The following is a 23165-nucleotide window of genomic DNA, read 5'->3' on the forward strand; positions in this document are numbered from 1 at the left end:
CGTGGCGGTCGTGGCCGCCTCCCGACGGGGGACGCGGCCACGAGTGCCACACGAACGCGCGGGGCTCAGCGTCCCGCGGGGCTCAGTGCGGTACGGGCACCGCGGCGACGGTAGCGACGGATGCCGCGCGGACGCTGCTTCTCGCGCGATGCCGGCGCTCCCCCGTCCTCGCGCAGCGCCTCGACAGGCGTGACGTTCGTCGCGAGCCGGGTCGGCGCGACCGCGGCGAGGAGGGTGAGGACGGCCGTCGCCACCACGATGACCGCCACCGGCCCCCACGGGACCGCGGGGAGCACGAAGGTGGGCGTCGACCACGCCGGCGGCATCGGGATCGCCCCGAACAGCGACTGCGCGGCGACCCAGCCGTAGAGGATGCCGAGCACGAGGCCCGTGACGGTCGCCGTCACCGTGACGTGCGCGGCCTCGAGCAGCACGAGGCGCCGCACCTGGCGGTCGGTCACGCCGAGCGCGCGAAGGAGTCCGAGTTCGCGTCGGCGCTGCAGGATCCCGAGGGTCAGGAGGTTCACCAGCCCGACGGCGGCGATGACGGCGGCCACCGCGACGAGCCCCATCATGATGCCGCTGAAGGTGTCGAGCAGGGTCGTCAGCTCCGCGGGCGCTTCGCCCTCGCCCGAGGCGGCGATGACGCTCTTGGTCGTCTCGCCCGCTACACCGAACATCGTCACGAGCGCCACCCCCATCACGACGCCGATGGTCATGCGGCTGGAGCGTTCGGGGTGGCGGAGGGCGTTCTCGGCCGCGAGCCTCGCCATCGCCGAGCGCCCGAACAGACGGCCGACGGCGCGCAGCAGCGGCGGCATGAACAGCGTCGACGCACCGGCGAGCCCGGAGAACGACAGGACACCGCCGAAGAAGGCCACGACCACCCCGAACGGGGTGACGAAGCCGACGAGGATGCCGCCGGCGAGGAGCACGACTCCGCACCCGAGCAGGACGAGAGCCCCGACGGTCCGGGCCCGACTCCCTCGGGCCTCGCGGTAGGGCTGCTCGACCGCACCGCCGAGCGCCTGCAGCGGTGTGACGGTCAGCACCCGGCGCGAACCCGCCCACGCCGCGGCCCACGTCGTCAGCGTCACCGCGATCGCGGGGAGCACGAGCACCGGCTGCACGACCGGGTAGTCCACCGACGGCACGCCGAGGAACGTCTCGGCCGCGATGATGCCGAGAGCCGCGATGCCGATACCGGCGGCGAGTCCGATCAGCGCGCCCCAGAGGCCCGCCGACAGACCCTGGCGACCGATCTCCGAGCGCTGCGAGCGGGCCGAGGCCCCGATCAGGCGGAGGAGCGCGATGCGGCGCGTGCGCCCCGCGACCACGGTGGCGAAGGTGTTGGCCGTCACGATCGCCGCGACGTACAGCGCCACCCCGAGGAGGAGCGCCGACAGGATGCCGAGGACGAGGGCCAGCGTGTCGCTCTCGCCGAGATAGGGGTCGGCGCGGAGCACCGCCGCCAGATACCCCGTCGCGCTCAGGAGCACCACGCCGAACGCGGTGGAGATCGCCGCCACGAGGATGCTCGCCCCGGTGCCGCGGCTCTCCCGGATGCCGGCGCTCACCGGAGCGCTCCGGCGGAGGCGACGGATGCGGCGGGCGCGGCATCCGTCCGGGGCTCCGTCTCCGCCTCGGCGGCGAGCATGTAGGCGGAGATCTGCTCGGCGGTCTGGCGCGGCTTGTCGGCCACGAGGTGTCCGTCGGCGAGGAACAGCACGCGGTCGGCGTGCGCCGCGGCCACCGGGTCGTGGGTGACCATCGCGATCGTCTGGCCGTGCGCGCGGCTCGCGTCGGCGAGGAGGCGGAGGACCTCCGCGCCGCTGCGGCTGTCGAGGTTTCCGGTCGGCTCGTCGGCGAAGACGAGGTCGGGGCCGGTGGCCAGGGCGCGCGCGATCGCGACGCGCTGCTGCTGCCCGCCGGAGAGCTCGTGCGGACGGTGGTGCAGGCGGGAGGACAGCCCGAGCCGGTCGACGAGGTCGTCGATGCGGCCACGCTCGAGGGCGCTCGGCGCGCGCCCGTCGAGGTCGAACGGCAACAGGATGTTCCCGAGCGCGGTGAGGGTGGGGACGAGGTTGAAGGACTGGAAGACGAACCCGACGCGCCGCCGACGGAGGATCGTCAGCTCGAGGTCGCTGAGTCCGGTGATCTCGGTCTCGCCGAGCCACACCTCGCCGCCGGTCGGTGCGTCCAGGCCCGCCATGATGTGCATCAGGGTCGACTTGCCCGACCCCGACGGCCCCATGATCGCGGTGAACTCCCCGCGGCGGATCGCCACGTCCACCCCGTCGAGGGCGCGGACCTCGGCCGATCCGCCGCCGTAGGTCTTCGTCAGTCGGTACACGCGGGCCGCGAGGCCCAGCTCGTTCATCGTCGTTCGCATGCTTCGACGCTACGAATCGGCATCCGTCCGCCGCGTCGGTCTCGGGTCGCATCCGCGTACGTCGGAAGGATGATCTCCGCGGGCGGCGCGACGCGGGCGGGGGCTACACCAGGGCGTGGTCGAAGGCGAAGACCACCAGCTGCACGCGGTCGCGGAGGCCGAGCTTGGTCAGGATGCGGCTGATGTGGGTCTTCACCGTCGCCTCGGACAGGAACTCCCGCGCGGCGATCTCCGCGTTGGAGAGCCCGCGGGCGGCGAGGGCGAAGATCTCCCGCTCGCGCTCGGTGAGCTGCCGGTAGGTCTCGGGAACGGCGGGCGCCGGGCGCGCGGCGTCGGTGGCGACGTGGGCGAAGAGCTCCCGCGTCGCCGACGCGGCGATGACGGCGGATCCGGCGTGGACGGTCCGGACGGCGGCGAGGAGGAACTCCGGATCGGCGTCCTTCAGGAGGAACCCGCTCGCGCCCTGGCGGATCGCGCGCGCGGCGGCTTCGTCGAGGTCGAAAGTGGTGAGCATCACCACCCGCGGCGGCGCGTCGTCGCGCAGGAGCTCGGCGGTGGCGACGAGCCCGTCCATCACCGGCATCCGGATGTCCATGAGCACGACGTCCGGCCGCGTGGCACGGACGACCGTGAGCGCCTCCGCCCCGTCGGACGCTTCGCCGACGACCGCGAGGTCGGGCTGGGAGTCGACGAGCATGCGGATGCCGGCGCGGAAGAGGGCCTGATCGTCGACGAGGACGACGCGGATGGGTGCGGTCATGACTCTTCCGGGGTGAAGGGGGACCGAGAGGGGTCTCCGGGAGCGGACGAGGGGCTTCCGGGTGCCGGGGGCACGGGGATGACGGCGCGGACACGGAAGACCGGCCCATCGGCTCCGGCATCCACCTTTCCCCCGACGAGCTGCGCGCGCTCGCGCATGCCGATGAGTCCGTGGCCGCGCGGGAGGTCGCCGCCGGGGGCGGCATCCGTCAGAGCGGGCGCGGGCGCGGATGCCGCGGGGGCGACGACGTTCTCGATCCCCACCTCGACGCGCTCGGGCAGCCAGCGCAGACCCACCTCGACCGGGGAGGAGTGGTCGCCGTGGCGGAGTGCGTTCGTCAGCGCCTCCTGGACGATGCGGAAGACGGCCAGCTGGACGCCGGCGGGCGGGTCGCCGATCGGCATCGGATCGACGTCCACCCGCAGGTCGACGCCGGCCTCCCGCACCTGCGCGTACAGCCCTTCGAGGTCGGCGAGGGTCGGCTGCGGTCCCTCGGACTGGGAGTGGCGGAGCTGGGTGAGCAGCAGCCGGACGTCGGCGAGCGCGTCGCGGGCGGTCGCCGAGATCGTCGCCAACGCCGCCGGGGCAGCGGCAGGGTCGGCGGCCGCGGCGTACCGCGCACCGTCGGCCTGGGCGATCACGACGGCGAGCGAGTGCGCGACGACGTCGTGCATGTCGCGGGCGATGCGCACGCGCTCGGCCTCGGCGGCGGTCTCGGCGCGGGCGACCTCGCGCTCCTGCCGCGTCTCGCGGGCGCGGCGGGAGGTGCGGACGAGGGCGCCGATCGTCCACGACAGCCCGAGGGCGAAGACCGCCGCGACCAGCACGATCGCGGCGACGGGGAGGGTCTCCCACGACACCGCGGCGCCGCCCGAGAGCGGACCGACGAAGAGATACACGGTGCCGATGCCGGCTCCGGCGATCGCGGAGCCGAGCCCTGTCCAGAACACCTGGCGCGTCCCGTACGCGGCGGCGGTGTAGAGGACGGCGAACACCGCGGCATCCGAGAAGCTCGGCGGACGCCCGAAGCCCATCTGCAGCACCGCGCCCGCCCACGCGGCGCCCAGGGCGAGTCCGGGAGCGAGGCGCCGGAACGCGAGGGAGCCGGCGAACACGAACGCGACGGCGATCCCCGGGACGGCGGCGAGTGTGGTGCCGACGCGCTGCTCGAGCCCCGCCCACGGCACGATCTGCACCTCGACGGGCAGCGCGATCGCGAGGAAGCCCACCGCGATGACGATGTCGATCACGACGGATCGGACGGGCAGCGCACGGAACACCCGCCCCACGCTATGCGCTTCCCCGCTCCCCGGCATCCGTCTCCCGATGTATCCCCTGCCCGCGACGGGGGTGCACGCGCGGACCCATTGCCGCGGGTCTCGGGAGGCTTTACTGTCGCGACACAGGCCGAAATCGACGGGAAACGTGTTCGCGTCAGGATCAGGTTTCGGGCACGGCGGACGGAGAGACGATGACGACGGTACGTGCAGCCATCACCCAGACCACCTGGACGGGCGACAAGGCCTCCATGCTCGACCGGCACGAGGGCTTCGCCCGCGATGCGGCCGCGCAGGGCGCCCAGGTCGTGTGCTTCCAGGAGCTGTTCTACGGGCCCTACTTCGGGATCACGCAGGACAAGAAGTACTACCGCTACGCCGAACAGGCGGACGGTCCGATCGTCCAGCGCTTCGCCGCCCTCGCGAAGGAACTCGGCACCGTGATGGTCCTGCCCATCTACGAAGAGGCCGAGACGGGCGTCTACTACAACACGTCCGTGCTGGTGGATGCCGACGGCACGGTGCTCGGGAAGTACCGCAAGCACCACCTCCCCCACCTCGACCGGTTCTGGGAGAAGTTCTACTTCCGCCCCGGCAACCTCGGTTACCCCGTCTTCGACACCGCCGTCGGACGCGTCGGGATGTACATCTGCTACGACCGCCACTTCCCCGAGGGATGGCGCGAGCTCGGCCTCGCAGACGCGCATATGGTGTTCAACCCCAACGCCACCAAACCCGGCCTGTCCAACCGCCTGTGGGAGGTCGAGGGGCCGGCCGCGGCCGTCGCCAACGGCTACTTCGTGCTCCAGCCGAACCGCGTCGGGCGCGAGGACAACGAGTACGGCGACCTCGCCGTGGACTTCTACGGCACGAGCCAGGTCATCGACCCGCGCGGGAACTTCGTCGGCGAGCGCGGGTCGGGCACCGAGACCGAGGTGCTCGTCCGCGACCTCGACATGGACATGGTGCTGCAGATGCGCGACGACTGGCAGTTCTACCGGGATCGCCGCCCCGACTCCTACACCCGGATCGCGAAGCCGTAAGGGGACGGGCACATGACCACGACACTCATCACCGGCGGCACCGTCGTCTCGGCCACCGGGCGCGGCCTCGCCGACGTCCTCGTCGACGGCGAGACGATCGTCGCCGTGCTCCAGCCCGGCTCCGCCCTCCTCGGAACGGATGTCGCGGCATCCGTCGACCGCGTGATCGACGCGACGGGCAAGTACGTCATCCCCGGAGGGATCGACGCCCACACCCACATGCAGCTGCCGTTCGGCGGCACCTCCGCCAGCGACACGTTCGAGACCGGGACGCGGGCGGCGGCGTGGGGCGGGACGACGACGATCGTCGACTTCGCCGTCCAGACCTACGGCGGGGACGTCTTCGAGGGCCTGGAACGCTGGCACGAGCTCGCCGCCGGCAACTGCGCGATCGACTACGGCTTCCACCAGATCATCGGCGGTGTCGACGACGCCTCGCTCGCGGCGATGCCGAAACTCGTCGACGAGGGCATCTCGAGCTTCAAGCTCTTCATGGCCTACCCCGGCGTCTTCTACTCCGACGACGCGCAGGTGCTCCGGGCCATGCAGGTGAGCCGCGAGACGGGGCTGCTCACGATGATGCACGCCGAAAACGGCCCCGCCATCGACGTCCTCGCCGCGCAGCTGGTCGCTCAGGGCAAGACCGACCCGTACTACCACGGCATCGCCCGCGCGTGGCAGATGGAGGAGGAGGCCACCCACCGCGCGATCATGCTCGCCGACGTGACGGGCGCACCGCTGTACGTCGTCCACGTGAGCGCGAAGCAGGCCGTCGAGCAGCTGGCGTGGGCGCGCGACCGCGGCCAGAACGTCTTCGGCGAGACGTGTCCGCAGTACCTCTACCTCTCGCTCGAGGAGCAGCTCGGCGCGCAGAGCGACGAGTGGGGCGCGTTCGAGGGCGCGAAGTGGGTGTGCTCCACGCCGCTGCGCTCGCGCGCCGAGGGCCACCAGGACCACATGTGGCAGGCCCTGCGCACCAACGACCTGCAGATGGTCTCCACCGACCACTGCCCGTTCTGCATGAAGGACCAGAAGGAGCTCGGCCTCGGCGACTTCCGCAAGATCCCCAACGGCATCGGCTCGGTCGAGCACCGCATGAACCTCATGTACCAGGGCGTCGTCACCGGCCGCCTCACGCTCGAGCGCTGGGTCGAGCTCACCTCCACCACTCCGGCGCGCATGTTCGGCATGTACGGCCGCAAGGGCGTGATCCAACCGGGAGCGGATGCCGACATCGTCGTCTACGACCCGAACGGCCACACCTCCATCGGGATCGACGCCACCCACCACATGAACATGGACCACTCGGCGTGGGAGGGGTACGAGATCGACGGGCACGTCGACACCGTGATCTCCCGGGGCAAGGTCGTCATCGACGACGGGGCCTACCTCGGCGCCAAGGGCGACGGCCGGTTCATCAAGCGCGGACTCACGCAGTACCTCACGTAAGGGATCCCGCATGGACTTCGGAGTCGTCCTCCAGACCAACCCGCCCGCCGCCCGCACCGTGCAGCTGGCGAAGCTCGCCGAGGCGCACGGATTCAGCCACGTGTGGACGTTCGATTCGCACCTGCTGTGGCAGGAGCCGTACGTCATCCACTCGGCGATCCTCGCCGAGACGAACCGGGTGACGGTGGGGCCGTTCGTCACGAACCCCGCCACGCGCGATTGGACGGTCACGGCATCCGTCTTCGCCACCCTCAACGAGATGTACGGCAATCGCACGATCTGCGGCATCGGGCGGGGCGATTCGGCCGTCCGCGTGACGAACGGCAAGCCGGTCACGATGAGGGAGCTGCGCGAATCGATCCACGTGATCCGCGAGCTCGGCAACTCCCGGCCCGTCGAGTACAACGGCGCGACCATCCGGTTCCCGTGGAGTCGGGGATCCGCACTCGACGTCTGGGTCGCCGCGTACGGTCCGCTCGCGCTGAAGCTCACCGGGGAGGTCGGGGACGGGTTCATCCTGCAGCTGGCCGACCTCGACATCGCCGCCTGGATGATCAAGACCGTGCGGGATGCCGCGGCGAACGTCGGACGCGACCCCGACTCGATCGCGTTCTGCGTCGCCGCCCCGATGTACATCGGCGAGGACCGGGAGCACATGCGCGACCAGTGCCGCTGGTTCGGCGGGATGGTCGGCAACCACGTCGCCGACATCGTGGCGAAGTACGGACACCACGGGGCCGTCCCGGACGCGTTGACCGACTACATCGCCGGCCGCCAGGGGTACGACTACAACACCCATGGGAAGGCCGACAACGACCACGTCGACTTCGTCCCCGACGAGATCGTCGAACGCTTCTGCATCCTCGGAACCGCGGACGAGCACATCGCCAAGCTCGAAGCACTCCGCGCGATCGGGGTCACGCAGTTCGCCGGCTACCTCCAGCACGACAACAAGGAGGAGACGATGCGGGTCTACGGCGAGACCGTGATCCCCGCCCTCCAGTCCCACCTGACGGCGAAGTCGTGACCACCGCCCCCGCGAGCACCCCGGCGCGCGGGGGTGAACGCCGCGAGGTGCGCGGGGTGCGCGGGAGTGCCCGCCGCGAGCGGGAGCTGCGCGGGTGGGTCGCCGCCGGATGGGGCGCCCTCGGCATCCTGGTGGTGCTCCTCATCTGGGAGGGCTACAAGTTCCTCGGCCCCGCGGAGGGCGTGACGGTCGGTGCCATCGAGGGGGAGGCGGGGTCGGGGCTGCTGATCCTTCCGCGGACCCACGACCGCGCGATGCCGCACGTGTGGGACATGGTCTCGCGCCTCTTCCAGCCCACGAGCGGCGGCGACACACCTCCGCTGGTCGTGTCGGTGATGAGCGCTGCGCTCGTGACGCTCGGGATCGCCGCCGTCGGCTGGCTGATCGGCGTCACCGTCGGTGCGCTCCTCGGGCTGCTCATGCAACGCTGGCGCCTGGTCGAATGGGGGCTCCTCCCCTGGATCGTGATCAGCCAGATCGTGCCGCTCATCGCCTTCGCGCCGGTCGTCAACGCCATCGGCATCCAGATCGACCGGGGCGGGACGCCGTGGCCGCAGTGGCTCTCGGTGGCGATCATCGCGTCGTACCTGGCGTTCTTCCCCGTCGCGATCGGCGTCCTCAAGGGACTCGGATCGCCCGACCGCATCCACCTCGACCTCATGCGCACCTACGCCGCCGGCTACTGGCCGACGCTCCTGCGCCTGCGGCTTCCGGCGTCGGTGCCGTACCTGCTGCCGGCGCTGCGTCTCGCCGCCGCCAACGCGGTGCTCGGTGCGGTCGTCGCGGAGGTCTCCATCGGCATGCGCGGCGGCATCGGACGGATGCTGATCCAGCTCGCAGGTCAAGCATCCAGCGATCCCGCGGCCCCCTGGGGCCCGACCTTCGGCGCGATCGCCCTCGGACTCATCGCCGCCGGCTCGGTCGCGCTGATCGGACTGGCCCTCGCCACCTACCGCAGAGGAGAAGCCGCGGCATGACGACTGCGCACACCCCCGCCGCCGGCCCCGCCCCGGCATCCGTCGACGCCGCCGTGCACGCCACCGACGTCGGCAAAGTCTTCCCCACCAAGACCGGCGAGGTCATGGCCCTCACCGGCGTCGACCTCGAGGTCGCGGCGGGCGAGTTCGTCTCGTTGATCGGACCATCCGGATGCGGGAAATCGACGCTCCTGCGCCTCATCGCCGACCTCGACCAGGCCACGAGCGGCGACCTGCGGATCTTCGGCAAGCCCGCCGGCAGGGCCCGGATCGACCAGGACTACGGCATCGCGTTCCAGCAGGCGGGGCTGCTCCCCTGGCGGACGGTCGCGGCGAACATCGCCCTGCCGCTGGAGCTCCACGGCACCGGCAAGGCCGCCCGCGCCGACCGGGTCGCGGAACTCGCGGAGCTGGTCGGCCTCACCGACTTCGTCGACCGCTACCCCGACCAGCTCTCCGGCGGGATGCAGCAGCGGGTGGCGATCGCCCGCGCCCTCGCGTCCCGCCCGAAGCTGCTGCTGATGGATGAGCCGTTCGGCGCCCTGGACGAGATGACCCGCGAGTACCTGCAGTCCGAGCTCGCCCGCATCGCGGTGGAGACCGGAGCCGCGGTGGTGTTCGTGACCCACTCGATCCCGGAGGCGGTGTTCCTCTCGGACCGCGTCGTGGTGATGAGCCCGCGCCCCGGCCGGATCACCGATGTCATCGTCACCGACCTAGGCGAGGACCGCGACGAGGCCCTGCGCGAATCCCCGGAGTACTTCGCGCGGGTCACGGCCGTCCGCGAAGCCCTCCACGGCGCCCCGGTGGAGAGGGCGAACGAGCGATGACCGCACCGGCACCGGCATCCGCTCCGGCATCCGACGTCGTCTCGGGGCTGGACGCGGGGAGCGCACCGCACCGCGCGTCGCCCCGCGCCGGGCGGGACCTGCCGGGATGGGCGAAGGTCGTCGCGCCCGTCGGGGTCGGGCTGGTGATCCTCGTGGCCTGGATCTTCTGGGTCGACGTGCTCGGAACCGCGCCCCGGATGCTGCCGAGTCCGATGGCGATCGCGGCGGAGTTCGTGCTGCGGTGGAACATCATCGCCGACGACATGGCCATCACCGCCACCAACGCCCTCGTCGGGCTCGTGGCGGGGTCGATCCTCGCGATCGTCCTCGCGGCACTCGCGGCCACGATCCGCCCCATCGACGGGATGCTGGCACCGCTCGTCTCGGCCCTCGCCGTGATCCCGATCGTGGCGATCACCCCGATCCTCAACACGATGTACGGCGCGTCCAGCCAGTTCGGCCGGCAGGCGGTGGCGATGATCGCGGCCTTCATCCCGGTGTTCGTCACGGTGCTGCGCGGATTCCGGCAGACCCGCCCGGTGCACCGCGACCTCCTCCGCGCCTCGGCGGCCTCGCGCGCGCAGACCTTCCGGCTCCTCACCCTCCCCACGGCCCTTCCGTACCTCATGACGGGGCTGCGGATCGCGAGTTCCCTCGCCGTGATCGCCGCGCTCGTCGCGGAATACTTCGGCGGGCCCGCAGACGGCATCGGCACCGCGATCGCCACCTACGCCAAGTCCGGACGCGCCGCGCTCGCGTGGGCGTTCGTCGTGGGCGGGATGCTCATCGGGCTCGCCTTCTACGTCGTCACCTCGCTGCTCGAGCGCTGGGCGACGCGACGGTCGACCGGCTGAGCCCACGACCTCCCGTACCTGCAACGCCTCCCTGCAACACCTAACGGCACCACCCCTGCACCACCCGAGAAAGGAACAGCATGAGACACCGCATCCGTCGCACGCTCACCGCGGCATCCGTCATCACCGTCAGCGCGCTCGCCCTCTCCGCCTGCGCGGGATCGTCCGACTCCGACTCCGGCGCCGGCGGCGACTCCGGCGAGACCGAGACGATGACCTCGGTATCGCTGCAGCTGCAGTGGCTGCCGCAGGCACAGTTCGCCGGCTACTACGTCGCCCTCGACCAGGGCTATTTCGAGGACGAGGGCTTCACCGACGTCGAGATCCTCCCGTCGGGCGGCGACATCGTGCCGCAGGACGCGCTCCTCGCGGGCGAGGTCGACTTCGCCGTCGCGTGGGTGCCGAAGGTGCTCGGAAGCCTCGAGGCGAGCGGCGCCGAGCTCACCGACATCGCCCAGGTCTTCCAGGACTCCGGAACCCTGCAGGTGTCGTGGGCCGACAGCGGCATCGAATCGGTCGCCGACTTCGAGGGCAAGCGCATCGGATCGTGGGGCTTCGGCAACGAGTGGGAGATCTTCGCGGCCATGGCCGAGGAGGGACTCGACGCCTCGACGGTGTCGATCGTCACGCAGGACTTCAGCATGAACGCGCTGCTCGACCGCGACGTGGATGCCGCGCAGGCGATGACCTACAACGAGTGGGCGCAGATCCTCGAGGTCGTGAACCCCGACACCGGCGAGCTGTACCAGCCGGAGGACTTCGACGTCGTGTCGTACCAGGACACCGCCGGCGCCATGCTGCAGGACGCGATCTGGGCCGACACAGCGCGCCTCGAGAGCGACCCCGCCTACGCCGACGCGGCGGTGCGCTTCCTCAAGGCCGTCGTCAAGGGCTGGGTCTTCGCCCGCGACAATCCCGAGGAGGCCGCGCAGATCACGTACGACGCGGCGATCAACGCCGAGGCGGCCTTCCCCGTCGGCCCGACCCACCAGCTGTGGCAGATGAACGAGGTGAACAAGCTCATCTGGACCGGGGGCGAGTTCGGCGTCGTTGACCAGGCCGCGTGGGACCAGACCGTCGCCGGAGCCCTCGCCGCGGTCAACCAGGATGGCCTCAACCTCATCACGGCCGAGCCCCCGGCATCCGCCTTCTCGAACGAGTACATCGAGCAGGCGCTCGCCGAGCTCCAGGACGAGGGCGTCGAGGTCGCCGGCACCTACACCCCGATCGAGGTGACCCTCACCGAGGGCGGCCAGTAGCCCCCTCTCCCCTTCCCCTGACCGCGAGACTGCATCCTCCGGTCGAGACTGCATGCCGCGCGCGCTGTTTCGACGGGAGGATGCAGTCTCGCGGGTAAACGGGGGACGCGGGGGCTAGATCCAGCCCTGCTCCCAGGCGCGGTCGGCGGCCTCGTGGCGGGAGGAGGCGTCGAGCTTCATCATCGCCGCGGAGAGGTAGTTGCGCACCGTGCCGGGCGCGAGGTGCAGGCGATCGGCGATCTGCTGCACGCTGTGGGCCGAGCGGCTGTGGCGGAGGACGTCGAGCTCGCGATCGGTGAGTGGACTCCGCTCGGCCGTCAGCGCCACCGCGGCGATCTCGGGATCGATGTAGCGGCGCCCGGCGGCGACCGTCCGGATGACGTCCGCGAGCTCCTCCGCCGGCGTCGACTTCGGCACGAACCCCGACACCTTGCTCGCCAGGGCACGTCGCAGCACCCCGGGCCGGGCGTGGCGGGTGACGATCACCACGCGAGACGGCACGCTGGCGAGGATCTTCCCGGCCGCCTCCAGGCCATCGGCCTCGGGCATCTCGAGATCCAGCAGACACACGTCCGGCCGGTGCTTCTGCGCCTCCTCGACGGCACGGATGCCGTTCTCCGCCGTCGCGACCACCTCGATGTCGGGCTCCAGCTGCAGCAGGGCCACGAGCGCGCCCCGGATCAGGTGCTCATCGTCGGCGACGAGGAGACGGATGCCGCTCACCGGCGCAACCCGCTCACGCGCGCACCCCGCTCGTCGACGGCCGCGCGACCGCGGGCACCATCGCGCGCAGCACGAACCGGTCCCCCTCGTGCGCGGCATCCAGGCTTCCGCCGAGGGCGACCAGGCGCTCCCGGAGCCCGGCGATGCCGCTCCCCGCGTCGACGGAATCGGTCGCCGCGGGCGCGGCCGCGTCGTTCGCGATCGTGAGCGTCCATCCGCCGACCGCGGCGACGACCGTGATCTCGACCTCGGTGGCCTCGCTGTGGCGCAGGATGTTGGTCGTCGCCTCGCGGACCGTCAGCGCCAGCGCGCTGCGCGTCGCGTCCTCGTCGGGGAGGGCCTCCACGCGCAGCGTGCACCGCGCACCGGAGGCCCCGAGCACCTCGCGGGCGTTGTACAGCTCGTCGTCGAGCGACACCTGCCGGTAGCCGGCGACCAGCGAGCGGGTCTCGGCGAGCGCTTCGTGGGCGATCGTGCGGACGTCGCGCAGCTGCGCGCGCGCCGCCTCCACGTCGACCGGGAGGAGGCGCTCGGCGAGCTCGGCCTTCAGCGAGATGACCTGCAGGTGGTGGCCCTGGATGTCGTGCAGGTCGGAGGCGAACCGCAGGCGCTCGCGCGTGACGGCGAGCGCCGCGGCCGTCCGGCGGTGCCGGTCGAGCTCGAGCACCACCTCCCAGAACCACACGCTCGTCAGCAGCATGAACGGGACGAACGCGGCGTAGATCACCGTCGCCCATGCGGTGCCGGCCTCGACGAGGGATTCCCCGGGCACGGGTGGGGTGATGCGCTCGGCGAGGACCGTGTGTCCGACCAGGAGGATCGCGCCGAGCGCGATGAGCTCCCACCGGCGTCGGCGGCCGACGAGGCAGGCCGCCAGGCACAGCGCCACCCAGAGGGAGGCGGCTCCCACGAGCGCGACGCCCGGAGCGAAAAGGGTCAGCACCCACACCGCCGCCGCGGGGAGGAAGAGCGCCAGCGTGGGGCCGAGGCCCGGCATCCCCGCCCCGCGTCCGCCGCGCAGGTACCAGCAGAAGCGGATCTGCACGACGCCCGCCACCAGCTGCAGCACGATCGCCACGGACAGCGCGGCCGTGGGCGCCACGGCGAGGGCCGCGAGCATCATCAGCGCGATGAACCCGCTGAAGAAGCCCACGAACGCCACGATCGAGCCCAGGGTGTAGAGCCACGTCGTGCGCACGTTCCGGTGATGATCGACGGTCACGTCCCCGAGGGTAGACCAGTGACATCTGTCACGGTCGGACATGCGGGAACACCCGGACGGCGGTGATCCCGGCGCACTGCCGCCGCGGCATCCGTTCGCGAAGGATGGTCATCGAGGCGCTCACGGCGCCGCAGACCACCCGTTCCCGACAGCCAGAGGACTCCCCCATGATCGCCGCCCTGCAGGACTTCGCCGCCTCGTTCCCCGAGTACATCTCCTGGCTCGGGGTGATGCTCGTCTCGGCGATCCCGTTCGTGGAGTCGTACTTCGGGTCGGTCATCGGGGTGCTCATCGGCCTGCCGACGCCGGTCGCCATCGGCGTCGCGGTCGTCGGAAACGTCGCCTCGATGCTGGCGTTCGTCTTCTCGGCGCACGGGGTGCGCACGAAGGTCGTCGCCGGACGGGGCGGAGCGGATGCCGCACCCGAGGAGTCGCCGCGGCGCATGAAGCTGCGCCGCGCGTTCGACCGCTACGGCGTGGCCGGGGTGAGCCTGCTGGGGCAGACGATCCTGCCGAGCCAGATCACGTCGGCGGCGATGGTGTCGTTCGGCGCGAACCGCAACACCGTCATCTTCTGGCAGATCGTCTCGATCATCCTGTGGGGCATCGCCTTCGGCGTCCTCGCCACCCTCGGCGTCCAGCTCACCCGCTGACCCCGCCCCACCCCGGCGCCCCCGCTCCGGCCCCACTGACGCCGAGACTGCATCCTCCGGTCGAGACTGCACGCCGCGCACGCAGTCTCGACGGGAAGATGCAGTCTCGCGGCCAAGGAGCAACCGGGGGGTCAGGAGGTCACGACCGACAGGGCGGCGGGGACGCGGCGGAGGTGGAGGGTGAAGCCGGACTCCGGGGCCTTCTCGAGCTCGCCGTCGTGGACCCAGGCGGCCTGGTCCGCATCGGCGGGGCGGACGCGCAGCTCGAGCGCGTCCACGAGCCGCCGCTCGACGTCGCGCGCGGGCGGGAAGACGCGCACCGCGCGCAGCACCGCCCGCGTCCGCCGCCCGAAGGCCAACGACGCCAGCGCCCTCAGGCGTCCGCCGCGCGCGTGATGGATACGGATGTCGAGGGTGCCGGCATCCGCCTCGGAACGCTGCAGTGTCGCGACCTGGTCGGACGCGTGCAGACCCACCCCGATGAAGACCGACCAGACGCGCGCGCGGCGACCGTCCACGACGATCTCGGTGGGTTGGGCTTCGGTGATCTCGTCGTATGCCGCCACCAGCGCGCCGAGCCACTTGCCGAGCGACTGCCGCCGCTCGCGCTCGTCGATGAGCCCCGCGTACAGGCCGAGCGACGCCGCATTGAGCACCGTCTGCGGCTCGCCGTCGTCGACGCGCACCTCGAGGACGTCGATCGCGCGGACCCGACCGCCCCGGAGCGCGGCGATCGCCGCGTCGGGACCGTCGATCCCGAGCGCGCGCGAGAAGTGGTTGAAGGTCCCGCCCGGCACCACCCACAACGGCAGATCCACCGTGCGGGCGATGTGCGCCATGGCCGAGACCGAGCCGTCACCGCCGAGCACCCCGAGCATGCGGGGCGGGTCGACGCCCGCGACCGCCTCGGCGACGACATCCGCCATGTCCTCGTCCGGCTCGAGTTCGCGGACGCGCGCCGCGGGGAGCTCGCGCAGCAGCCGCGCGCCCGGGTCCGCCCGCAGCGTGGAGGCGCCCGCGCGCCGATTGCGGAGCACGAGGAGGCCCGCGCCGTCCGGTCCGGTGTGCGGTGGGTGCCCGTCTGCCTGTGCGTCCGTCATCGGTCGAGGCTACTCTCCACGGATGCCGCGGCCCGGGGGGTTGCGCATCGGCCCCGCAGGCCCCGGGCCGTCAGGCGGGGAGGACCGGCCGGTGCTCGAAGAAGGTCTGCAGCACGACGGTCGTCCGGGTATTGACCGACGCGGTCTGGCGGATCTCGCGGATGAGCTCCTCGAGGTGCCGCGGCGTCGCGACCCGGACGAGCAGGATGTAGCTGGCGTCGCCGGCGATCGAGTGGCACGCCTCGATCTCGCGCAGGTGCTCGAGCAGCTCCGGTGCGTTGTCGGGCTGTCCGGGATCGAGCGGGGTGATCTCGATGAACGCCGCCAGCGGCTTGCCGACGGCCTCGGCGTCGACCACCGCGCGATAGCCGGTGATGACCCCGCGGGCCTCCAGCCGGCGCAGACGCGACTGCACGGCCGAGATCGACAGCCCCACCGCCGCGGAGATGTGGGCGAGCGTCGCGCGCCCGTCCCGGGTGACCTCGGCGACGATCGCGGCGTCGGTGTCGTCCTCGAGGCGGGCCGAGGAGCGCTCCGGGGCAGGCGGGTCGACCCGCTGATCAGTCATGCGGCGACGGTATCAGCCACTTTCGCCTGTGCCGATAATTATCCTGCACTTGTTTGATTCGGCCGGAATTCTTCCCGTAGCATGGTGCGGCGACGAGATCCGTCCCGCCCACGTCGATCGGAGGCCCCATGCCCCTCACCACCGCGCAGGCCACCACCACCGCGCACTCCGCCTCGGGCGTCGAGGGTTCCGCGGCCTGGCTGAGCCTCAAGGCCGCCGCAACCGCCCTGCAGCCCCTGCAGGCGTCGGACGGGTCGATCCCGGATGCCGCGCACCACCCCGCCGCCACCGCCCACGTCGACGCGATCATCGCGGCGCTCGACGAGCTCCGCCCCTCCTTCCCCCATGACGACGCGTACCTCCGCGCCTCGGCCGCGGACTTCGCCCGCTGGCGAGAGGAGGGATTCGGTGTCCCGGACTTCCTCGACTCCCTCGTGGCGTTCCAGCCGCAGCAGCACCGCGTCGACGGCATCCGTCACCTGGTGATCTTCCCGATGTACACCCAGAACGGCTCGAGCGACCGTCATGTCGAGGCGGTGCTCGTCGAGGTCATCTGGCCGGAGTTCATCGCGCAGCTCGAGGCGGGCGACTACGGCAACGCCCTCTTCGTCTCGCTGCGGTTCATCGACTTCACCCCCGGGTACGACACCAACTCCGCGGTGCTCTTCCCCGAGACCGTCGCGATGCGGGAGATCCCCACCTTCACGTGGGGCGCGATCTTCCAGGACCGCGAGGCCGCGCGCTACCGCCGCGTCGTCCGCGCCGCCGCCGAGATCACCAAGCTCGAGCTGCCCGCCGATGCCGCGGCGATGCTCGACGACCAGGAGCTCACCGAGAAGACGTTCGTGATGTGGGACATCATCCACGACCGCACCCACATGCGCGGAGACCTCCCGTTCGACCCGTTCATGATCAAGCAGCGGATGCCGTTCTTCCTGTACTCCCTCGAGGAGCTGCGCTGCGACCTGACCGCGTTCCGGGAGTGCGTCGGGATCGCCGCACGTCTGCGCGCCCGCGTCGAGGCCGGCGAGACACTGGACGCGACCGAGGCGGAGACCCTCCAGCACGCGGTCCTCATGCAGTACGCGGTGATCTTCGACCGCATCTTCCGCTTCGCCATCACCGGCTCGCGCGTGCGCAACTACGACGGGCTCGGCGGACAGCTGCTGTTCGCGTGGCTGCACCAGCGCGGCGTCCTGCACTGGACCGACACCACGCTCGCCTTCGACTGGGACGCCGTACCGGCGGCGGTCATCGCCCTCAGCGACGCGATCGACGAGCTCTACTGGCGCTCGATCGACCGCCCGAAGGTCGCCCACTGGCTCGCCGCCTACGACCTCGTCCGCGGCGTCGTCACCCCGCACCCGGCCTCGGTGTGGGCGCGCGGGCTGAGCGACGAGATCCTCGCCGGCGCCCCCAAGGGCTACACCGACGCGGTTCTGCCGGACGAATTCCCCCTGTCGATGTTCTTCGAGGCCCTGGAGAAGAAGATGCGTCCGGTCATCGCCTCCACCACGGGGATCACCGGGCGGACCCCCGCGTGAGCGAGGCCGGAGAGACCGAAGCGGCAGCTCGCGCCGTCCGCGGGCGCCGCGTCGTGATCGCCGGCGCCACGAGCGCCTCGGGCCTCGCCTGCGCGCGTGAGCTCGCCGCCGCGGGCGCCGAGGTGATCGCCGTCGGGCGGGATGCGGCACGCCTGGCCGCGCTCGTCGACGACGTCCGCGCCGCAACCGGGCGCGCGATCTCGGCCGAGGTGTGCGACCTCACCGACGAATCCGCGGTCGCCGACCTCGTCGCACGCGTCCACGCCACGGGCGGGCCCGTCGACGGCGTCGTCCACCTCGTCGGAGGATGGCGCGGCGGAGGCGGACTCGCCGGTCAGACCGAGGAGGACTACCGCGCGCTGGAGACGGCGCTCACGAGCCTCCGCCACGTATCGCGGGCCGTCGACGACGACCTGAAAGCCTCCGCGGCCGGGCGCCTGGCGATCGTCTCGAGCACCTCCGTCGAGCGTCCCCTCGCCGGATCGGCGAACTACGTCGCCCTCAAGGCGGCGGCGGAGACCTGGACCCGCGCGGTCGGTCAGGGCTACGCCAAGGCCGCGCGGGATGCCGGCGAGACGCCGCGGGCGGCATCCGTCATCTTCCGCGTGAAGAGCCTCGACGGACTCGAGGACGACCTCGCCCGCGCCGTCGTCGGACTGTGGGACGCGTCACCCGACGACCTCGCCGCGCCGATCACCCTCGGCTGATCCCGCGCCGACGACCCCGACTAGATTGGACGAAGTGAGCACCCTCCACGACCGCGCCGTCCGCGGCTTCGCCTCTGACAACTATTCCGGCATCCACCCGGAGATCCTCGCCGCGATCGCCGCGGCCAACGAGGGCCACCAGGTCGCCTACGGCGAGGACGCGTACACCGCCCGCCTGCAGGAGGTGTTCGCGTCGCACTTCGGCGACGGCGTCGAGGCTTTCCCGGTGTTCAACGGCACGGGCGCGAACGTCACGGGCCTGCAGTCGATGCTCCCCCGCTGGGGTGCGGTGATCGCGGCGGGGACGGCGCACATCAACGTCGACGAGGGCGGGGCGCCCGAGAAGGTCGGCGGCCTGAAGCTCCTCACCGTCCCGACCGAGGACGGCAAGCTCACCCCCGACCTCATCGACCGCGAGGCGTGGGGCTGGGGCGACGAGCACCGCGCGCAGCCGCTCGTCGTGTCGATCACGCAGTCGACCGAGCTCGGCACCGTGTACACCGCCGACGAGGTCCGCGCGATCGCCGGCCACGCCCACGCCCGCGGCATGCGCCTGCACATGGACGGCGCCCGCATCTCGAATGCGGCCGCCGCCCTCGACCTGCCGCTGCGCGCCTTCACCCGCGACGCCGGCGTCGACGTGCTGAGCTTCGGCGGAACCAAGAACGGCGCGATGCTCGGCGAGGCGATCGTCGTGATGGACCCCGCGGCCTCCGACGGCCTCATCTACCTGCGGAAGCTCAACATGCAGCTCGCGTCGAAGATGCGCTTCGTCTCGGCGCAGCTCGTCGCGCTGCTCAGCGACGACCTGTACCTCCGCAACGCCCGGCACGCCAACGCGATGGCCGCGCGCCTCCGCGCCGGCGTCGAGGCGGGCATCGCCGACGGATCCATCCGCGGCGTCGGCTTCACCCAGGCCACCCAGGCCAACGGCGTGTTCGCGACGCTCCCCGACGGCGTGGCCGACCGCCTGCGCGAATCCTTCCGTTTCTACGACTGGGACGCGGCGAAGAACGAGGTCCGCTGGATGTGCAGCTTCGACACCACCGAAGCCGACATCGACGCCTTCATCGCCGCGATCGCGCGCGAAACCGCCTGAGCGGCCCGCCGCGTTTCACAGGTCCAGGAAGTCCCCGAGCCACACTCGGACACTCGCGAGGCATGCATCGGATACGACGCCTGCGATCCCGGTGATCCGCGACCGAGCGAGCGTCCGCGGCTGTTCCGTCATCACCCATGACGGTCGGTCGAGACCACTCGGTCCCGCCACCCGCACATGATTGGGCCACCCGCGGTCGGTCGTGGTGATGGGCAGGGCGACAACGAGCGTCGTGACGGCCTCGAGGTATCCCGTCGACGAGATCACCAGGATCGGTCGGTGGCCACCCTGCTCCCGACCCTGAACCGGTTCGAGCTGCGCCCACGCGATCGTGCCCGGCCCGAGCTCAGAGGCGGTCACGCGCGCCATTCATCGGCACCGTCGATCAGTTCGGCCCGCTCCCAGTGAGCAGTCTCGGCAGCGTGGGCGGCCAGCACCTCCGGCGCAGACGCAGCGATGGCCTCGGCCAGGTCGCGGAGTCGACGCCGACGGTCTTCGGCATCCGCCAGACGTGCGAGGTGCGCGCCGAGGGTCACGCCGTCGCGTGACGCCTGCTTCTTCAGCCGGTCGCGAAGCTCGTCGCTGACCTTGATGGTCGTGGTCATACCGACAGTATGACTCACCCTGCACACATCAGGTCAGGATGTCCTTGCGGGCGAATCGCCACAGCGCGGCGCCGACGAACACGACGATGTAGGCGCCCTGGAGCAGGGCGTTCTGGGCGAAGCCGTCCCACACGATCGGCGCGCGCAGGAGGTCGCCGAAGTCGAGCCATCGGTCGGTGAACAGCCACGGATGCAGCGCCTCGAGCTGCGGGATGGCGCCCACGATCTGTGCGGCGACAGCGAGGATCGCGGTCGCGGCCATCGCGCCGATCGGCACCGAGGTGAGGGTCGAGAAGAACAGCCCGATCGCGGCGAGACCGCACAGCGACAGTGCCGCGTATCCGGCGATGAGAAGCACGCGGCCGACCCCCTCGACCACCGAGACCTCGGTGCCGGTGAGCAGCGTCACGGGGCCGACAGGGAAGAGGATCCACCCGACGATCGTGCCGACGACGACCACGAGCACCGCCGCCGTCAGGCAGAACACCACCGCCCACGCGTACTTGACCGCCAGGAGCCGCGCGCGTCCGGACGGCACGAGGAGGAGGTAGCGGAGGGTTCCGGATGCCGCCTCCCCCGCGATCGCGTCGCCCGCGGCGACGCTGACCGTGAGCGGCAGGAACAGCGGGATCGCGACCGTCAGCGCGGCGAGCGCGACGAAGAGGCCGTTGCCGGTGATCTGGTCGAGGAACGCCGGACCCCGGCCCGGGGACGAGCTGCCGGCGATCCGGATCGCGACGCCGAGGAGGATCGGGATGAGCGCGAGCGCACCGAGCATCGCGAGGGTCCGTCCGCGACGGAACTGGGTGGCCAGCTCGTTCGCGAACAGGCGGAGCGTGCCTCCGGGACGGACGGCGATCTCACGCGACGACATCGAATCCCTCCCCGGTGAGCTCCACGAAGCGCTGTTCGAGGCTCGACCCGACAACCTCGAACCCGCGCACCCGCACACCGGCCGACACGAGCGCCGCGACGATCTCTTCGGGCGCCCGGTCCTCCGGCAGGGCGGCGACCACAACATCGCGATCGGATGCCGCGGCCTCGGCATCCGGCGACATCGCGAGCGAAGCGAGGGCGGAGCGGGCGAGATCGGTGTCGGGGGTGTGGACGTGGACGCGCGGCTGCGCGCCGGTGCGACGGAAGTCGTCCAGCGTCCCCTGCGCGACCAGGCGCCCGCCGCTCATCACGCCGACGTGCGAGCACAGCTGCTCCACCTCGGCGAGGAGGTGGCTGGAGACGAAGACGGTGGCACCCTCCGCCGCGAGCGCGCGGACGAGGGCGCGCACCTCGCGCGTGCCCTGGGGGTCGAGGCCGTTGGTGGGCTCGTCGAGGACGAGGAGCTCCCGCGGGGCGAGCAGGGCGCCGGCGAGCCCCAGGCGCTGCTTCATGCCGAGCGAGTACGCGTGCGCCTTCTTCCGCGCCGCGTGAGCGAGCCCGACCCGCTCGAGCGCCGTGGCGACGCGGTCACCGCGGGTCGCGGGGTCGCTCCGACGGTCGGCGGCGTCGAGCCGGGCGAGGTTCTGCGCCCCGGTGAGGAAGGGCGCGAACGCGGGCCCTTCGACGAGGGCGCCGACGCGCGGGAGCACACGGTCGAGTCCCGCGGGCACGGCGGTGTCGAGGACCCGGGCATCCCCCGCGCTGGGTCGGATCAGGCCGAGCAGCATCCGGATCGTCGTGGTCTTCCCTGAACCGTTCGGCCCGAGGAAGCCGAACACCGCCCCGCGTGGAACCCGAAGATCGAGGTCGGAGACGGCGGTCTGCGCGCCGAAGCGCTTGGTGAGACCCCGTGTGGCGATCGCGAGGTCGCCGGCGTCCGCGTCAGCGTCGTGCGGATTCGCGGCGTCACGAGCGGGGGCGCCGACAGGCACCGCGCCGTCTGCGGTCACCGGCCGGGTGCGTCCGCGGCCGCGGCGGCCACGAGCGCATCCGCCGGCACGGCGCCGGCGAAGACGCGACCGTCGTCGGTGAGCAGCACCGTCACGAGCGCCGTCTCGAGGACCCGACCGCCGTCGACCGCGGTGGTCACCGAGTCGAGCAGCGCCGCCTGGTCAGGGGCGAGCCCCGCGATCGGGTCGCGCTCCCCGGCGGGCGCCGGGATCTCGACGATCGTCGCCCACCCCTCTCCGCTCACCCGCGGCTGCGCGGAGGCCGGAGGCGCCGGCTTGTCGGCGTGGTCGCGGGCATCGGCATCCGTCCACGCGGGGAGTTCCTTCTCCTCCACCGTGATCCCGGCGCCGGGCGCGAAGGTCAGCGCGGCGGCATCCGGAGCGGCGAAATCGACGTCGGTGAAGGCGATCTCGAACGCCGGCTCGCTCGTTCCGCGTGCGGTGACGGATGCCGCGAGCGCTGCGCCCGTCTCACCGTCGACGGCGAAGCGCACCTCGCCGACGAGCGTGTCGTCGGTGCGCGGGGTGAGGACGAGCTCGTACGCGTCTCGCCCGGCGACCCGACCGTCGGTCCCGACGGACACCTCGGTGGACTCGTCGAGGTCGGCGAGTGCCCGGTCGACCATCTCCTGTGGGGTGGGAAGCTCGGCCTGCGGCGCGTCCTCGGGCTTCTCGCCGGAGCCCTCCGGGGCGACGAAGCGGGTGGCGGTCTGCGACTCGCTGTCGACGAACCACGCCTCCCCGGCTGAGCCGTCGACGTAGACGTTGCGCTCGGCGAGCTCGTCGAGCACCTGCAGGCGAGCGCGATCTCCGTCGAGGTACACCTTCGCGGTGTGCGTGCCGGTCACCAGCTCGAGGAGATCGGCGACGTCGGCGACGCGGGAGTCGGCATCCGTTCCCGGGTCTCCGCTCGACCCGCCGCTCGACCCACCGCCGAGCGCGTCGGCGACGGCGCCGAGGTCGGGGAGTCCGAGCGCGGAGGTCTGCTCGAGGGTGCCGGAGAGCTGGTCGACATCGCTGTCGGCGGCAAGGGCGAGGAGCTGCTCGGGCGTGAGGTCGGGGAGATCGACGCTGCCGCTCGCGGCCAGCGGAACGAGGACGGCGGCACCGACCACGGCGGGCACGGCGACCGCGGCGGTCCAGGCGAGGGCCCGACGGGAGGGCAGAGGACGACCGGAGGACATGCTGTC

At 71.9% G+C, this 23165-nt stretch carries 24 protein-coding genes; 11 read left to right on the forward strand and 13 right to left on the reverse strand.

Annotation, left to right across the window (positions count from 1 at the left end; genetic code table 11):
• Window positions 1-65: 65 nt before the first annotated feature.
• The 4 genes from KZC50_RS02485 to KZC50_RS02500 form a co-directional block, all read right to left on the reverse strand.
• Window positions 66-1577 (reverse strand): ABC transporter permease, encoded by a 1512-nt coding sequence (locus KZC50_RS02485; protein ID WP_310890507.1) that lies wholly within the window; start codon window positions 1575-1577, stop codon window positions 66-68.
• Entirely contained in the window at window positions 1574-2392 is an 819-nt protein-coding gene (locus KZC50_RS02490) for an ABC transporter ATP-binding protein (protein ID WP_053546403.1), read from the reverse strand. Before KZC50_RS02490 ends, KZC50_RS02485 begins: the two co-directional genes overlap by 4 nt.
• A 103-nt stretch (window positions 2393-2495) precedes the next feature.
• Window positions 2496-3152 carry a response regulator gene (locus KZC50_RS02495; protein ID WP_310890508.1) on the reverse strand — a complete coding sequence of 219 codons (657 nt, stop codon included), beginning with the start codon at window positions 3150-3152 and terminating at the stop codon, window positions 2496-2498.
• Window positions 3149-4432 carry a sensor histidine kinase gene (locus tag KZC50_RS02500; protein ID WP_310890509.1) on the reverse strand — a complete coding sequence of 428 codons (1284 nt, stop codon included), beginning with the start codon at window positions 4430-4432 and terminating at the stop codon, window positions 3149-3151. Before KZC50_RS02500 ends, KZC50_RS02495 begins: the two co-directional genes overlap by 4 nt.
• 191 nt (window positions 4433-4623) lie before the next feature.
• Here KZC50_RS02500 and KZC50_RS02505 point away from each other — a divergent pair, with 191 nt between their 5' ends.
• The 7 genes from KZC50_RS02505 (at window position 4624) to KZC50_RS02535 (ending at window position 11868) form a co-directional block, all read left to right on the forward strand.
• Complete coding sequence (locus tag KZC50_RS02505; protein WP_053546406.1) at window positions 4624-5472, forward strand: nitrilase-related carbon-nitrogen hydrolase; 849 nt, start codon at window positions 4624-4626, stop codon at window positions 5470-5472.
• 12 nt (window positions 5473-5484) lie between these two features.
• Window positions 5485-6921 (forward strand): dihydropyrimidinase, encoded by a 1437-nt coding sequence (hydA, locus tag KZC50_RS02510; RefSeq protein WP_301132057.1) that lies wholly within the window; start codon window positions 5485-5487, stop codon window positions 6919-6921.
• Window positions 6922-6931: 10 nt separating this feature from the next.
• Window positions 6932-7948: a TIGR03842 family LLM class F420-dependent oxidoreductase gene (locus tag KZC50_RS02515; RefSeq protein ID WP_310890510.1), complete on the forward strand. Its 1017-nt coding sequence runs from the start codon at window positions 6932-6934 to the stop codon at window positions 7946-7948.
• On the forward strand, window positions 7945-8925 hold the full coding sequence (locus KZC50_RS02520) for an ABC transporter permease (protein ID WP_310890511.1): 981 nt from the start codon (window positions 7945-7947) through the stop codon (window positions 8923-8925). The genes KZC50_RS02515 and KZC50_RS02520 overlap by 4 nt, the downstream gene beginning before the upstream one ends.
• Entirely contained in the window at window positions 8922-9755 is an 834-nt protein-coding gene (locus KZC50_RS02525) for an ABC transporter ATP-binding protein (protein WP_310890512.1), read from the forward strand. Before KZC50_RS02520 ends, KZC50_RS02525 begins: the two co-directional genes overlap by 4 nt.
• Window positions 9752-10609: an ABC transporter permease gene (locus KZC50_RS02530; protein ID WP_310890513.1), complete on the forward strand. Its 858-nt coding sequence runs from the start codon at window positions 9752-9754 to the stop codon at window positions 10607-10609. The genes KZC50_RS02525 and KZC50_RS02530 overlap by 4 nt, the downstream gene beginning before the upstream one ends.
• A gap of 80 nt (window positions 10610-10689) precedes the next feature.
• Window positions 10690-11868, forward strand: a complete 1179-nt coding sequence (locus tag KZC50_RS02535; RefSeq protein ID WP_310890514.1) for an ABC transporter substrate-binding protein — start codon at window positions 10690-10692, stop codon at window positions 11866-11868.
• A gap of 114 nt (window positions 11869-11982) precedes the next feature.
• Here the strand turns inward: KZC50_RS02535 and KZC50_RS02540 are convergent, their stop codons facing one another.
• Both KZC50_RS02540 and KZC50_RS02545 read right to left on the reverse strand, forming a co-directional pair.
• Complete coding sequence (locus KZC50_RS02540; protein ID WP_231717876.1) at window positions 11983-12591, reverse strand: response regulator transcription factor; 609 nt, start codon at window positions 12589-12591, stop codon at window positions 11983-11985.
• A gap of 13 nt (window positions 12592-12604) precedes the next feature.
• Window positions 12605-13813, reverse strand: a complete 1209-nt coding sequence (locus tag KZC50_RS02545) for a sensor histidine kinase (RefSeq protein WP_310890515.1) — start codon at window positions 13811-13813, stop codon at window positions 12605-12607.
• Window positions 13814-13980: 167 nt separating this feature from the next.
• Here KZC50_RS02545 and KZC50_RS02550 point away from each other — a divergent pair, with 167 nt between their 5' ends.
• The gene (locus KZC50_RS02550) at window positions 13981-14466 is read left to right on the forward strand and encodes a hypothetical protein (RefSeq protein ID WP_310890516.1); all 486 of its coding nucleotides are present in this window, start codon (window positions 13981-13983) and stop codon (window positions 14464-14466) included.
• A gap of 131 nt (window positions 14467-14597) precedes the next feature.
• Here KZC50_RS02550 and KZC50_RS02555 read toward each other — a convergent pair whose 3' ends face one another.
• Window positions 14598-15566, reverse strand: a complete 969-nt coding sequence (locus KZC50_RS02555; RefSeq protein WP_310890517.1) for a diacylglycerol/lipid kinase family protein — start codon at window positions 15564-15566, stop codon at window positions 14598-14600.
• Window positions 15567-15636: 70 nt separating this feature from the next.
• Complete coding sequence (locus KZC50_RS02560) at window positions 15637-16134, reverse strand: Lrp/AsnC family transcriptional regulator (RefSeq protein WP_310890518.1); 498 nt, start codon at window positions 16132-16134, stop codon at window positions 15637-15639.
• A gap of 128 nt (window positions 16135-16262) precedes the next feature.
• Between KZC50_RS02560 and KZC50_RS02565 the strand changes: the two genes are divergently transcribed.
• From KZC50_RS02565 to KZC50_RS02575, 3 genes are read left to right on the forward strand one after another with little or no spacing between them, the layout of a single operon-like run.
• Window positions 16263-17678 carry a DUF6421 family protein gene (locus KZC50_RS02565; RefSeq protein WP_310890519.1) on the forward strand — a complete coding sequence of 472 codons (1416 nt, stop codon included), beginning with the start codon at window positions 16263-16265 and terminating at the stop codon, window positions 17676-17678.
• Entirely contained in the window at window positions 17675-18385 is a 711-nt protein-coding gene (locus KZC50_RS02570; protein ID WP_310890520.1) for an SDR family NAD(P)-dependent oxidoreductase, read from the forward strand. Before KZC50_RS02565 ends, KZC50_RS02570 begins: the two co-directional genes overlap by 4 nt.
• 34 nt (window positions 18386-18419) lie before the next feature.
• Window positions 18420-19484, forward strand: a complete 1065-nt coding sequence (locus KZC50_RS02575) for a threonine aldolase family protein (RefSeq protein ID WP_310890521.1) — start codon at window positions 18420-18422, stop codon at window positions 19482-19484.
• Between the two features lie 15 nt (window positions 19485-19499).
• Here KZC50_RS02575 and KZC50_RS02580 read toward each other — a convergent pair whose 3' ends face one another.
• The 5 genes from KZC50_RS02580 to KZC50_RS02600 form a co-directional block, all read right to left on the reverse strand.
• Window positions 19500-19844 carry a type II toxin-antitoxin system PemK/MazF family toxin gene (locus KZC50_RS02580; RefSeq protein ID WP_301132039.1) on the reverse strand — a complete coding sequence of 115 codons (345 nt, stop codon included), beginning with the start codon at window positions 19842-19844 and terminating at the stop codon, window positions 19500-19502.
• A complete protein-coding gene (locus KZC50_RS02585) occupies window positions 19841-20089 on the reverse strand; it encodes a hypothetical protein (RefSeq protein WP_301132038.1) in 249 nt (82 codons plus the stop codon). The genes KZC50_RS02580 and KZC50_RS02585 overlap by 4 nt, the downstream gene beginning before the upstream one ends.
• Before the next feature lie 28 nt (window positions 20090-20117).
• Window positions 20118-20963: an ABC transporter permease gene (locus KZC50_RS02590; RefSeq protein WP_301132037.1), complete on the reverse strand. Its 846-nt coding sequence runs from the start codon at window positions 20961-20963 to the stop codon at window positions 20118-20120.
• On the reverse strand, window positions 20950-21885 hold the full coding sequence (locus tag KZC50_RS02595) for an ABC transporter ATP-binding protein (RefSeq protein WP_310891517.1): 936 nt from the start codon (window positions 21883-21885) through the stop codon (window positions 20950-20952). Before KZC50_RS02595 ends, KZC50_RS02590 begins: the two co-directional genes overlap by 14 nt.
• Window positions 21886-21971: 86 nt before the next feature.
• Window positions 21972-23159 carry a LolA family protein gene (locus KZC50_RS02600; protein ID WP_310890522.1) on the reverse strand — a complete coding sequence of 396 codons (1188 nt, stop codon included), beginning with the start codon at window positions 23157-23159 and terminating at the stop codon, window positions 21972-21974.
• Window positions 23160-23165: the final 6 nt, after the last annotated feature.

This window comes from Microbacterium aurantiacum, from assembly GCF_031625015.1.
Classification (GTDB): Bacteria; Actinomycetota; Actinomycetes; order Actinomycetales; family Microbacteriaceae; genus Microbacterium; species Microbacterium aurantiacum.

What these genes read in the sequence shown, in the direction of transcription:
- KZC50_RS02490 (WP_053546403.1), bottom strand. Translation starts at nt 2,392, where the DNA reads ATGCGAACGACGATGAACGAGCTGGGCCTCGCGGCCCGCGTGTACCGA.
- KZC50_RS02495 (WP_310890508.1), bottom strand. Translation starts at nt 3,152, where the DNA reads ATGACCGCACCCATCCGCGTCGTCCTCGTCGACGATCAGGCCCTCTTC.
- KZC50_RS02505 (WP_053546406.1), top strand. Translation starts at nt 4,624, where the DNA reads ATGACGACGGTACGTGCAGCCATCACCCAGACCACCTGGACGGGCGAC.
- hydA (WP_301132057.1), top strand. Translation starts at nt 5,485, where the DNA reads ATGACCACGACACTCATCACCGGCGGCACCGTCGTCTCGGCCACCGGG.
- KZC50_RS02515 (WP_310890510.1), top strand. Translation starts at nt 6,932, where the DNA reads ATGGACTTCGGAGTCGTCCTCCAGACCAACCCGCCCGCCGCCCGCACC.
- KZC50_RS02525 (WP_310890512.1), top strand. Translation starts at nt 8,922, where the DNA reads ATGACGACTGCGCACACCCCCGCCGCCGGCCCCGCCCCGGCATCCGTC.
- KZC50_RS02530 (WP_310890513.1), top strand. Translation starts at nt 9,752, where the DNA reads ATGACCGCACCGGCACCGGCATCCGCTCCGGCATCCGACGTCGTCTCG.
- KZC50_RS02535 (WP_310890514.1), top strand. Translation starts at nt 10,690, where the DNA reads ATGAGACACCGCATCCGTCGCACGCTCACCGCGGCATCCGTCATCACC.
- KZC50_RS02550 (WP_310890516.1), top strand. Translation starts at nt 13,981, where the DNA reads ATGATCGCCGCCCTGCAGGACTTCGCCGCCTCGTTCCCCGAGTACATC.
- KZC50_RS02555 (WP_310890517.1), bottom strand. Translation starts at nt 15,566, where the DNA reads ATGACGGACGCACAGGCAGACGGGCACCCACCGCACACCGGACCGGAC.
- KZC50_RS02560 (WP_310890518.1), bottom strand. Translation starts at nt 16,134, where the DNA reads ATGACTGATCAGCGGGTCGACCCGCCTGCCCCGGAGCGCTCCTCGGCC.
- KZC50_RS02565 (WP_310890519.1), top strand. Translation starts at nt 16,263, where the DNA reads ATGCCCCTCACCACCGCGCAGGCCACCACCACCGCGCACTCCGCCTCG.
- KZC50_RS02585 (WP_301132038.1), bottom strand. Translation starts at nt 20,089, where the DNA reads ATGACCACGACCATCAAGGTCAGCGACGAGCTTCGCGACCGGCTGAAG.
- KZC50_RS02590 (WP_301132037.1), bottom strand. Translation starts at nt 20,963, where the DNA reads ATGTCGTCGCGTGAGATCGCCGTCCGTCCCGGAGGCACGCTCCGCCTG.
- KZC50_RS02600 (WP_310890522.1), bottom strand. Translation starts at nt 23,159, where the DNA reads ATGTCCTCCGGTCGTCCTCTGCCCTCCCGTCGGGCCCTCGCCTGGACC.